This is a genomic window from Verrucosispora sp. WMMD573, assembly GCF_027497175.1.
Classification (GTDB): domain Bacteria; phylum Actinomycetota; class Actinomycetes; order Mycobacteriales; family Micromonosporaceae; genus Micromonospora.
Map to the genome: position 1 here is coordinate 666,778 of NZ_CP114901.1, position 12,334 is coordinate 679,111.

8 protein-coding genes and 1 pseudogene are annotated in these 12,334 nt (G+C 68.6%); all 9 read right to left on the reverse strand.

From position 1 onward, the window contains the following. Positions 1-3 precede the first annotated feature (3 nt). Positions 4-474 (reverse strand): 30S ribosomal protein S7, encoded by a 471-nt coding sequence (gene rpsG / locus O7601_RS03110; RefSeq protein WP_093403604.1) that lies wholly within the window; start codon positions 472-474, stop codon positions 4-6. Between the two features lies 1 nt (position 475). After that, on the reverse strand, positions 476-850 hold the full coding sequence (rpsL, locus tag O7601_RS03115; protein WP_013735958.1) for a 30S ribosomal protein S12: 375 nt from the start codon (positions 848-850) through the stop codon (positions 476-478). A gap of 577 nt (positions 851-1,427) precedes the next feature. Then, on the reverse strand, positions 1,428-1,799 hold the full coding sequence (locus O7601_RS03120; protein ID WP_281564772.1) for a hypothetical protein: 372 nt from the start codon (positions 1,797-1,799) through the stop codon (positions 1,428-1,430). Positions 1,800-2,237: 438 nt separating this feature from the next. Then, positions 2,238-2,603 carry a hypothetical protein gene (locus O7601_RS03125; RefSeq protein ID WP_210936514.1) on the reverse strand — a complete coding sequence of 122 codons (366 nt, stop codon included), beginning with the start codon at positions 2,601-2,603 and terminating at the stop codon, positions 2,238-2,240. A gap of 147 nt (positions 2,604-2,750) precedes the next feature. After that, positions 2,751-6,638 (reverse strand): DNA-directed RNA polymerase subunit beta', encoded by a 3,888-nt coding sequence (locus O7601_RS03130; protein WP_281566773.1) that lies wholly within the window; start codon positions 6,636-6,638, stop codon positions 2,751-2,753. Between the two features lie 128 nt (positions 6,639-6,766). Then, complete coding sequence (locus O7601_RS03135) at positions 6,767-10,198, reverse strand: DNA-directed RNA polymerase subunit beta (protein WP_204000258.1); 3,432 nt, start codon at positions 10,196-10,198, stop codon at positions 6,767-6,769. Positions 10,199-10,769: 571 nt separating this feature from the next. Next, positions 10,770-11,159, reverse strand: a complete 390-nt coding sequence (gene rplL / locus O7601_RS03140; protein ID WP_091570033.1) for a 50S ribosomal protein L7/L12 — start codon at positions 11,157-11,159, stop codon at positions 10,770-10,772. A gap of 56 nt (positions 11,160-11,215) precedes the next feature. Beyond that, positions 11,216-11,761, reverse strand: coding sequence for a 50S ribosomal protein L10 (gene rplJ, locus O7601_RS03145; protein ID WP_281564773.1), 546 nt, complete (start codon positions 11,759-11,761; stop codon positions 11,216-11,218). Between the two features lie 389 nt (positions 11,762-12,150). After that, a pseudogene (locus tag O7601_RS03150) lies at positions 12,151-12,319 on the reverse strand (ABC transporter ATP-binding protein); the annotation flags it as partial. Positions 12,320-12,334: the final 15 nt, after the last annotated feature.

Here is a 12,334-nt window from a genome sequence, read left to right on the forward strand (position 1 = left end):
GTGTTACCAGCGGTAGTGCGCGAAGGCCTTGTTGGACTCGGCCATCTTGTGCGTGTCCTCGCGCCGCTTGACGGCGGCACCGAGGCCGTTGCTCGCGTCCAGCAGCTCGTTCATCAGCCGCTCGATCATCGTCTTCTCCCGCCGGGCGCGGGCGTAGGTCACCAGCCAGCGCAGGCCCAGCGTGGTGGCCCGGGCCGGCCGGACCTCGACCGGAACCTGGTAGGTCGCGCCACCGACACGGCGGCTGCGCACCTCAAGGGTCGGCTTGACGTTGTCCATGGCGCGCTTGAGGGTGACGACTGGGTCGGTCCCGGACTTCTCCCGGCAGCCCTCCAGGGCGGCGTAGACGACGCGCTCGGCGAGCTGACGCTTGCCGCGCAGCAGGATCTTGTTCACCAGCTGCGTGACCAGCGGCGAGTTGTACACCGGGTCAGCGACCAGCGGTCGCCGCGGAGCAGGTCCCTTACGCGGCATGTCAGCTCTTCTCCTTCTTCGCGCCGTAGCGGCTGCGCGCCTGCTTGCGGTTACGGACACCCTGGGTGTCCAGCGAACCGCGAACGATCTTGTAACGCACACCGGGGAGGTCCTTCACCCGGCCACCGCGCACGAGCACGATGGAGTGCTCCTGCAGGTTGTGCCCGACACCGGGGATGTAGGCGGTCACCTCGACCTGGCTGCTGAGCTTGACCCGAGCGACCTTGCGCAGCGCCGAGTTCGGCTTCTTCGGGGTGGTGGTGTACACCCGGGTGCACACGCCCCGCCGCTGCGGGGATCCCTTGAGCGCCGGGGTCTTGGTCTTGGTCGTCTTCGCCTGACGGCCCTTTCGGACCAACTGCTGAATGGTGGGCACCGGGTTTCTCCGCTCCCTTCGGCCGCTGCTCGCGACCGCGCCGTCTGCCGTAGCCGATCTGGTGATCGGCTCTCCTACATTCCGGCCAGGGCCACCTCGCGGAGGTCCCGGCACCCGCGGTCGGGCGTGTCGCCAAACTCACGGTTTCCCGTCCGGCGCTTGCGCGCAGACCCGGGGTTTGTCACCGGCACGCGGATCGCCGCAGGCCGGATCTTCTGGCTCCAATCGTGGTGCCGTCCGGATATCGGATAGCCGGCTCCAGCGCACGCACGAGTTGCCCGGGCGAGCCCGGGCACAAGGGGAAAGAGTACCTACCACAGCCGCGCTGGTCAAAACGGAAGACCCGCCGGACATCGCACCGCTTGCCGGCTGATCTCTGTCGCACCGCCCGCCCGTGATGGGCACCTACGGGTACGAGTGTACCGGCTCTGCCGGAAACCGGCCCGCGAGCCCCCAGGCTGACCGCAGCCCGGCCAGCGATCGGCCCGGCCGCGTTCCAGGCTCACGCGGATGAGCCGGGCCAGGCGGTGCTCCGGTCCCGGTGGAGTCCCTCGGGAGACGGGAGGCCAGGCGCGCCCTAGGCCACCGCCAGCAGCACCGCCAGCCCCACGCCCACCAGGCAGAGCAGCAGGCCGGTCCCACCGCAGCTGATTCCCGCGATGGCCAGACCACGGCCGGTGAAGCGGACCGCCGGCGGAGGCGCCGGACGGCGAATCTGCCGCAGGCCGAGCAGACCGGCCACGACGGCGCCCGCCCCGGTGAGGCCACCGAGCGCGGCGAAGGCACCCGCCGCCCAGGCCCCGTTCGCCCCTCCCCCGATGGCGCCGACGCAGATGACCAGAATCGAGACCAGAATCGAGGTGATACCGGCCACCAGCGAGCCGACTGCCAGGCCCGAGGCGACCGGGGGCACGTCGAGGTGCACCACCGCGAACGGCGTACCGGGCACCGGCTCGACCCGCTTCGGCGGTCGGGGAGGCCCCTGCGGCGGTGGTGGCGGCGGTTGTCCCCAGCTCGGGCCGCCAGCGGGCCAACCCGGCGCCGGTGGCGACCCCGGCACCGCTCCGAAGACAGGTGGAGCCCCTGCCGGTGGCCCGGAGACAGCCGGAGCGGGCGGTGCCGAGCCAGCCGGCGGACCCCAAGCCGGCGAGCCGGGCGGCCCGAAGGGAGAGCCTGTGGCCGGCCCGGGCCGGGCCCATCCCGTCTGGTCGGCATCGGGGCGCCCGACGGTGGGCTGAGCGGCTTCGCCGCCCTCGGGGCGCGCCGGTTCCGTCACGGGATCCTCCTTGTCGGGCAGCGTCCACGCACCGCGCGACGGACACCGGTCAGGCTACCGTCGGCAGTCAGCCCCTCGGTGCCGGGCGTGAGGACGCAGCCGTCCCGCCCGTCAGTCGACCTCGGGCGCGAAGTCCTGCCCGTAGGGCGACTCGGCGAGCCGGACCACCCCGATCACCAGCGCCACCACCAGGCTGACCGCGACCAGCACCAGGCCCGTCCAGGCCAGCCGCTCGCCACGACGCAGCCAGGCCGCGCCGGTCAGGAAACCCGCCGAGGCGTACGCCTCACGACGCGCCTGCCGGGCCAGGTGCAGGGCCACCGTGGCCGGTACCACGCCACCGATCAGCAGTCCCGTCAGTGCGGCCATCAGGCCGAGGGCGAAGACCGCCCGAGCCTTGGTCGCCCGGACCGGATCCGGGTCGAGCGGGTGACGCGGTGCCGATGCGGCGGGCACCGGTCCGGGTGCGATCGTCATGACCACATGATGCCCCCGCCGACGACTGTCCGCGCCGTACCCACAGCACGAACTGGATCCGCAGCGCGGGAAAGCGCCCACGGCCGCCCCGGAACACGAAGAGGCCCCGGCGCGTGCACGCCGGGGCCTCTCACGTCACCGCACGGTCTAGCGGTACGACCCGAAGTCGAAGTCGTCCAGCGGGACCGCCTGGCCACTGGCCGGCCCGAACCCGTAGTCGGTCTCCGGGTAGCCGGTCATCGAGTAGACCTTGGCCTTCGCCTCCTCGGTCGGCTCGACCCGGACGTTGCGGTACTTGCTGATGCCGGTACCGGCCGGGATGAGCTTACCGATGATCACGTTCTCCTTGAGACCGATAAGCGAGTCGCTGCGGGCGTGGATCGCCGCGTCGGTCAGCACCCGGGTGGTCTCCTGGAAGGAGGCCGCCGAGAGCCAGGAGTCGGTGGCCAGCGAGGCCTTGGTGATACCCATCAGCACCGGACGACCGGCGGCGGGTTCGCCACCCTCGCCGACGAGCCGGCGGTTCTCCGACTCGAACAGCGCCCGGTCGACAAGCACACCCGGCAGGAACTCGGTCGAGCCGGAGTCGATGACCGTCACCCGCTTGAGCATCTGGCGGATGATGATCTCGATGTGCTTGTCGTGAATGAGCACACCCTGAGAGCGGTAGACCTCCTGGACCTCCTGGGTCAGGTGGACCTGGACCGCCCGGGGGCCGAGGATGCGCAGCAGCTCGTGCGGGTCGATGGTGCCCTCGGTGAGCTTCTCGCCGACCTCGACGTGGTCGCCGTCGTGGGCCCGCAGCCGGACCCGCTTCGAGATCTTGTCGTAGACGATCTCGTCGCTGCCGTCGTCCGGAATCACCACGATCTTGCGCGACCGCTCGCCGTCCTCGATCCGGATCCGGCCGGGGGTGTCGGCGATGGGCGCCTTGCCCTTCGGGATCCGGGCCTCGAAGATCTCCTGGACCCGCGGCAGACCCTGGGTGATGTCCTCACCCGCGACACCACCGGTGTGGAAGGTACGCATCGTCAGCTGCGTACCCGGCTCACCGATGGACTGGGCGGCGATGATGCCGACCGCCTCACCGACGTCGACGATCTTGCCGGTCGGCAACGAGCGGCCGTAGCACGCACCGCAGACGCCCAGCTTTGACTCGCAGGTGAGCACGCTGCGCACCCGGACGGTCTCGACTCCGGCGGCGACGATCCGGTCGACCAGGATCGAGTTGATGTCCGCGCCCCGCTCGGCGACGACGGTGCCGTCCGGCCCCTTGATGTCGTCGGCCAGGGTACGGGCGTGCACGCTGGTCTCCGCGTGCTCGTGCACCACGAGCCGGCCGTCGAGCTGCTGACCGACCTGCATCGGGATGGCCCGATCGGTGCCGCAGTCCTCCTCGCGGATGATGACGTCCTGCGAGACGTCCACCAGACGCCGGGTCAGGTAACCCGAGTCGGCGGTACGCAGAGCGGTGTCCGCGAGACCCTTACGGGCACCGTGCGTGGAGATGAAGTACTCCAGCACGGACAGACCCTCCCGATAGCTGGCCTTGATCGGCCGCGGGATGATCTCGCCCTTCGGGTTGGCCACCAGACCACGGATCGCCGCGATCTGCCGGAGCTGAAGCAGGTTACCGCGAGCACCCGAGTTGATCATCTTCCACAGCGGGTTCTCCTGCGGCAGCGCGGTGTCCATCTCCTTGGCGACCTCGTTGGTCGCCTTGGTCCAGATCTCGATGAGCTCGCCGCGACGCTCCTCGGCGGTCATCAGACCACGCTGGTACTGCTTGTCGATCCGGTCGGCTTCCTTCTCGTACCGCTCCAGGATCTCCCGCTTGCGCGGCGGAGCGATGACGTCCTCCATGCCGATCGTCACGCCGGACCAGGTGGCCCAGTGGAAGCCGGCTTCCTTGAGCCCGTCCAGGGTGGCCGCCAGGGCCACCTTCGGGAACCGCTCGGCGAGGTCGTTGACGATCGCGGAGAGCTGACCCTTGCGGATCTCGTAGTTCACGAACCGGTAGCCCTGCGGCAGGGTCTCATTGAACAGCACCCGACCGAGAGTGGTCTCGACCGTGAGCGGCTCGCCCGGAACCCAGCCCTCGGGTGCGGTCCACGGCTGCCCGCCGGTGCCGTTGTCGACCTCGACCACGTCCCGCAGCCGGATCTTCACCGGCGCCTGCAGGTGCAGTTCGCCGTTGTCGTACGCCATCCGCGCCTCGGCGTCCGAGCTGAACGCCCGGCCCTCCCCGCGCTCACCGGCGGTGAGGTGGGTCAGGTGGTAGAGCCCGATGACCATGTCCTGGGTGGGCATGGTGACCGGCTTGCCGTCGGCCGGCTTGAGGATGTTGTTCGACGACAGCATCAGGATCCGCGCCTCGGCCTGGGCCTCGGCGGACAGCGGCACGTGCACCGCCATCTGGTCACCGTCGAAGTCGGCGTTGAACGCGGTGCAGACCAGCGGGTGGATCTGGATGGCCTTGCCCTCGACCAGCTGCGGCTCGAAGGCCTGGATGCCGAGTCGGTGCAGGGTCGGTGCCCGGTTGAGCAGCACCGGGTGCTCGCCGATGACCTCTTCCAGCACGTCCCACACGACCGGCCGCTGCCGCTCGACCATCCGCTTGGCGGACTTGATGTTCTGCGCGTGGTTGAGGTCGACCAGCCGCTTCATCACGAACGGCTTGAACAGCTCCAGCGCCATCTGCTTGGGCAGGCCGCACTGGTGCAGCTTGAGCTTCGGGCCGACCACGATCACCGAACGGCCGGAGTAGTCGACGCGCTTGCCCAGCAGGTTCTGGCGGAACCGGCCCTGCTTGCCCTTGAGCATGTCGGACAGCGACTTGAGCGGACGGTTACCCGGGCCGGTGACCGGCCGGCCGCGGCGGCCGTTGTCGAACAACGCGTCGACGGCCTCCTGCAGCATCCGCTTCTCGTTGTTGACGATGATCTCGGGCGCGCCGAGGTCGATCAGCCGCTTGAGCCGGTTGTTCCGGTTGATCACCCGGCGGTAGAGGTCGTTCAGGTCGCTGGTGGCGAAACGGCCACCGTCGAGCTGCACCATCGGGCGCAGGTCCGGCGGGATGACCGGCACGCAGTCCAGCACCATGCCGAGCGGCGAGTTGCGGGTGTTCTGGAACGCCGCGACGACCTTCAGCCGCTTGAGCGCCCGGATCTTCCGCTGGCCCTTACCGGTGCGGATGGTCTCCCGCAGGTTCTCGGCCTCGGCCTCCAGGTCCATGTTCTGCACCAGGGCCTTGATCGCCTCGGCACCCATGCCACCGGTGAAGTACTCACCGAACCGGTCGCGCAGCTCGCGGTAGAGCAGCTCGTCGGTGACCAGCTGCTTCGGCTCCAGCTTGCGGAAGGTGTCCAGCACCTCGTCCAGGCGGTCGATCTCGCGCTGGGCCCGGTCGCGGATCTGGCGCATCTCGCGCTCTCCGCCCTCCTTGACCTTGCGCCGGACGTCCGCCTTCGCGCCCTCGGCCTCCAGCTCGGCCAGGTCGGCCTCGAGCTTGGCCGCCCGCTTCTCGATCTCCGAGTCGCGGCTGTTCTCCGACTGCCGCTTCTCGGCCAGGATCTCGTTCTCGATGGTCGAGAGGTCACGGTGACGCGCTTCGGCGTCAACGCTCGTCACGACGTACGAGGCGAAGTAAATGATCTTCTCGAGGTCCTTCGGGGCGAGGTCCAGCAGGTAGCCCAGCCGGCTCGGCACGCCCTTGAAGTACCAGATGTGGGTCACCGGGGCAGCCAGCTCGATGTGGCCCATCCGCTCACGGCGGACCTTCGAGCGGGTCACCTCGACGCCGCAGCGCTCACAGATGATGCCCTTGAACCGGACCCGCTTGTACTTACCGCAGTAGCACTCCCAGTCCCGCTGCGGACCGAAGATCTTCTCGCAGAAGAGCCCGTCCTTCTCCGGCTTGAGGGTGCGGTAGTTGATCGTCTCGGGCTTCTTGACCTCGCCGTGCGACCACTGACGAATGTCGTCCGCGGTCGCCAGCCCAATTCGCAACTCGTCGAAAAAGTTGACGTCGAGCACGTTCAAATCCCTCACACGTCGCTTGGTGCGTCAGCAGCTCACCGGGTTTTGGTTTCGGGGCGGGGTGACCCACGGAGGGATCAAGCCTGACCGCCCGGAGTGGGTCGCCCCGCCCCGAAACCCCAACGTCACACTTCCTCGACCGAGCTCGGCTCGCGCCGGGACAGGTCGATACCCAGTTCCTCCGCGGCCCGGAACACCTCGTCGTCGGTCTCGCGCATCTCCAGGGCCACACCGTCGCTGGAGAGCACCTCGACATTGAGGCACAGCGACTGCAGCTCCTTGAGCAGCACCTTGAACGACTCCGGGATGCCCGGCTCCGGGATGTTCTCGCCCTTGACGATGGCCTCGTAGACCTTCACCCGGCCGAGAACATCGTCGGACTTGATCGTCAGCAGCTCCTGCAGGGCGTACGCGGCACCGTAGGCCTGCATCGCCCAGCACTCCATCTCACCGAAGCGCTGGCCACCGAACTGCGCCTTACCACCCAGCGGCTGCTGCGTGATCATCGAGTACGGGCCGGTCGAACGAGCGTGGATCTTGTCGTCGACCAGGTGGTTGAGCTTCAGGATGTAGATGTAGCCGACCGCGATCGGGTCGGGCAGCGGCTCACCCGAACGACCGTCGAACAGCTGCGCCTTACCGGAGGAACCGATCAGCTGCCGACCGTCCCGGTTGGGCAGGGTCGACGCGAGCAGACCGGAGATCTCCTCCTCGCGGGCACCGTCGAAGACCGGAGTGGCCACGTTGGTGTCCGGCTCGGAGGAGTCGGCGCCGATGCCCTGAAGCTGCCGCTTCCACTCGGCGTCGTCGCCCTCGACCTGCCAGCCCGTCTTGGCCACCCAGCCCAGGTGCGTCTCCAGCACCTGGCCGATGTTCATCCGGCTCGGCACACCCAGCGGGTTGAGCACGATGTCGACAGGCGTGCCGTCCTCCAGGAACGGCATGTCCTCGACCGGCAGGATCTTGGAGATGACGCCCTTGTTGCCGTGTCGGCCGGCGAGCTTGTCACCGTCCTGGATCTTCCGCTTCTGGGCGACGTAGACCCGGACCAGCTCGTTGACGCCCGGCGGCAACTCGTCGCCGTCCTCCCGGGAGAAGGTACGCACGCCGATGACCGTGCCGGTCTCGCCGTGCGGCACCTTCAGAGAGGTGTCCCGGACCTCGCGCGCCTTCTCGCCGAAGATCGCGCGAAGCAGCCGCTCCTCCGGGGTCAGCTCGGTCTCGCCCTTGGGCGTGACCTTGCCGACCAGGATGTCGCCGGGGACGACCTCGGCGCCGATCCGGATGATCCCGCGCTCGTCCAGGTCGGCGAGCATCTCCTCGCTGACGTTCGGGATGTCGCGGGTGATCTCCTCCGGGCCGAGCTTGGTGTCCCGGGCGTCGACCTCGTGCTCCTCGATGTGGATCGAGGTGAGGACGTCCTGCTGCACGAGGCGCTGCGACAGGATGATCGCGTCCTCGTAGTTGTGCCCCTCCCAGGTCATGAACGCCACGAGCAGGTTTCGCCCGAGCGCCATCTCGCCCTCGTCGGTGCACGGACCGTCGGCGATGACCTGGCCGGCCTCGACCCGGTCGCCCTCGAAGACGACAGGCTTCTGGTTGACGCAGGAGCCGGCGTTGGAGCGGCGGAACTTGTGCAGCAGGTACGTACGGCGGTGGCCGTCGTCCTGGTGGACGGTGATGTAGTCGGCGCAGAGGTCCTCGACCACGCCACCGACCTCGGCCACGACCACGTCACCGGCGTCGACGGCGGCACGGTACTCCATGCCGGTGCCGACCAACGGGGACTCGGCCTTGACCAGCGGCACCGCCTGACGCTGCATGTTCGCGCCCATCAGGGCCCGGTTCGCGTCGTCGTGCTCCAGGAACGGAATCATCGCGGTCGCGACCGAGGTCATCTGCCGCGGCGACACGTCCATGTAGTCCACGGCGGCCGGCGGGACGTCCTCGGTCTCGCCGCCCTTCCGCCGAACCAGGACGCGGTCCTCGGCGAACGAGCCGTCGGCCCGCAGCGGGGCGTTGGCCTGCGCCTTGACGAACCGGTCCTCCTCATCCGCGGTCAGGTAGTCGATCTGGTCGGTGACCCGACCGTCGATGACCTTCCGGTACGGCGTCTCGATGAAGCCGAACGGGTTGACCCGGGCGAAGGTGGACAGCGCGCCGATCAGGCCGATGTTCGGGCCCTCCGGCGTCTCGATCGGGCACATCCGGCCGTAGTGGGACGGGTGCACGTCGCGGACCTCGAAGCCGGCCCGCTCCCGGGACAGACCACCGGGGCCGAGCGCGCTCAGCCGTCGCCGGTGGGTCAGGCCCGCCAGCGGGTTGGTCTGGTCCATGAACTGGGACAGCTGCGAGGTGCCGAAGAACTCGCGGATCGCGGCGACGACCGGACGGATGTTGATCAGGGTCTGCGGCGTGATGGCCTCGACGTCCTGGGTGGTCATCCGCTCACGGACGACCCGCTCCATCCGGGACAGGCCGACCCGAACCTGGTTCTGGATCAGCTCGCCCACGGTACGCAGCCGCCGGTTGCCGAAGTGGTCGATGTCGTCGGCCTCGTAGCCCTCCTCACCGGCGTGCAGCCGGCAGAGGTACTCCACGGTGGCGACGATGTCGTCCTCGGTCAACGTGCCGGTGGTGATCGGCACGTCCAGCTCGAGCTTCTTGTTGAACTTGTACCGACCGACCTTGGCTACGTCATACCGCTTCGGGTTGAAGAAGAGGTTGTCGAGCAAGGTCTGGGCGTTCTCGCGGGTCGGCGGCTCGCCAGGGCGCAGCTTGCGGTAGATGTCGAGCAGCGCCTCGTCCTGGCCGGCGATGTGATCCTTTTCGAGCGTGGTCATCATCAGCTCGGACCAGCCGAACTTCTCACGGATCTGCTCGGCCGACCATCCGATGGCCTTGAGCAGCACCGTGACGGCCTGCCGACGCTTACGGTCGATGCGAACGCCGACCGTGTCGCGCTTGTCGATGTCGAACTCCAGCCAGGCACCCCTACTCGGGATGACCTTGACGCTGGAGAGGTCGCGGTCGGAGGTCTTGTCCGGCTGCTTGTCGAAGTACACGCCCGGCGAGCGGACGAGCTGGCTGACCACCACCCGCTCGGTGCCGTTGATGATGAAGGTGCCCTTCGGCGTCATCATCGGGAAGTCACCCATGAACACCGTCTGGCTCTTGATCTCGCCGGTGGTGTTGTTGGTGAACTCCGCGGTCACGAACAGTGGCGCGCAGTAGGTGAGGTCCTTCTCCTTGCACTCCTCGATCGAGGCCTTGACCTCGTCGAAGCGCGGCGCCGAAAAGGAAAGCGACATAGTGCCGGAAAAGTCCTCAATGGGACTGATCTCGTCGAGGATTTCCGCGAGACCCGAGCGTGCGTGCGGGTCGTCCGCCGACCGGCCCTGCCAAGCCTCGTTGCCGACGAGCCAGTCGAAGGACTCGTTCTGAATGGCGAGGAGGTTGGGGACCTCGAGGTGTTCGGTGATCCGACCGAAGGAAACTCGGCGGGGAGCGAATGCGCTCGACGTACGACTGGTCTTCGCAGGGCGGGAAGCTGCCAAGATGCGTCCTTCCGAGGACCGGTGCTGCAGAACGGCTGGTACGCGTGCACTCCAATGACCCCACCAGAAAATATCCATAAACGGACATTTCCGAGCAGGGGTCAAGTCGGAAGGCAGCGCAAACTAGCAGTGTAGCCGAGAGGCTAACCGCTGTCCAGCCCACCCCGCAGGTTGTTGCGGAACGTGCCTCGGGACCCCTCAAACGGGTCGCACCGGGCCGCTCGGAACGCAACGTCCCTGCCGGGCCGCCCGGGTCTGCGTGGCGAGTGGTGCTGCCGCTGCATTACCCGCGCGGTGGCCGTCGCAAGCGCGGAAGGTCTTGCTGATGTCAGCGTGCCTGGCAGCCCAGGGCCGCGTCAAGGGCCGGTGTCGGCATCGGGCGCTCTTTCCCACCCACGAGCGAGCCCGCCGGCCCGGTCCACCCACCGCGGACCGGCTTTGACGCCCCTGCTCATGCCGGTTGCGGGCCGGTACACGAACACGGCGGACGACGATCCACTGTCGGATCGCCGCCCGCCGCGACGTGGTGTGCCCGGTTCTAGCGAGCCGGGACGGCCAGGTGGGACTCAGGTCACTTGAGGGTGACCTTGGCGCCTTCGCCCTCCAGCTTGGCCTTGGCCTTCTCGGCGGTCTCCTTGTTGGCCTTCTCCAGGACCGCCTTCGGAGCGGCCTCGACCAGGTCCTTGGCCTCCTTGAGGCCCAGGCCGGTCAGCTCCCGCACGACCTTGATGACCTGGATCTTCTTGCCACCGTCGGCGTCGAGGATGACGTCGAACTCGTCCTTCTCCGGCTCGGCCTCGGCGGCAGCGCCACCGGCGGCCGGACCCGCCATCATCATCGCGGCCGGGGCGGCGGCGGTGACCTCGAAGGTCTCTTCGAACTGCTTCACGAACTCGGAGAGCTCGATCAGCGTCATCTCCTTGAACGCGTCGAGCAGCTCGTCGGTGCTGAGCTTCGCCATGTCTGGCGTCCTTTCCTAATGATTCGAACTGAAGAACGTGGTGTGCCGGCGCGGCCTCAGGCCGCCTCGGCACCTTCCTTCTCGCGCTTGTCCTGCAGGGCGGCCGCCAGACGGGCGGTCTTCGACAGCGGGGCCTGGAACAGGGCCGCGGCCTTGCTCAGGTTGCCCTTCATCGCGCCGGCCAGCTTGGCCAGCAGCACCTCACGGGACTCCAGGTCGGCGAGCTTCGTGACCTCGGCCGCGGAAATGGCCTTGCCCTCGAAGACGCCGCCCTTGATGACGAGCTTCGGGTTGGCCTTCGCGAAGTCGCGAAGGCCCTTCGCCGCCTCGACGACGTCGCCCGAAACGAAAGTCAGCGCGGTAGGACCGGTGAACAGCTCTTCGAGGCCGGAGATGCCCGCGTCCGCCGCGGCACGCTTGGCCAGCGTGTTCTTGGCAACCGTGTAGCTGGTCTCCTTGCCGAGCGAGCGCCGCAGCTGGGTGAGCTGGGAGACCGTCAGACCGCGGTACTCGGTCAGCACGGTGGCACCCGCGCTCCGGAAGCTCTCGGTCAGCTCTGCGACGGCCGTGGCCTTGTCGGCCCGGATCGGCTTGTCCGCCATGTCCCTCCTCTCTCGTTGCTCGAGGCTGGTCACCGTCGCAGGCGAGCGCCTGTGACGGGGCGGAGGTGTCGCGGCAACAGAAAAGCCCCGGCGCAGGGCGCACGGGGCGAGGACGGCGGATTCATCTGGTCGGCGGACCGATGGATGCTGCCGATATCGCTTGCCGCCCTACGCGGGTCGCCCGTCTTCGCGGGACCTTCGACCGTGCCGGAGCACGGTGACCAGCGGTCTCTGGGTGGAACTTCGCGCACCAGGCTACGCGACACCTGCGGTGACCGCCAAATCGCCCCGGGCGGCCGGGCCTCGACCGCGCGCTAGGCGCAGCACCGCCACACCGTAGCCGGCACTGCGGGTGATCACCCGGCTGCCCCGTCGGCCACCAACCACTCCCGCGCGCCGGGCAACCGGACAGCCTCCCCGCGATGGTCGCTTACCAGCACCGACCCGCCGTGCCAGCACCTCGTCGACCACCTGTGGGACCAGGTCACGCGCTGCGGCGTCCAGGCCCTCCCAGGGCTCGTCGAGGACGAGCAGGCCGGGCGGACGCAGCACCGCCTTGCCCGCCGCCACGCG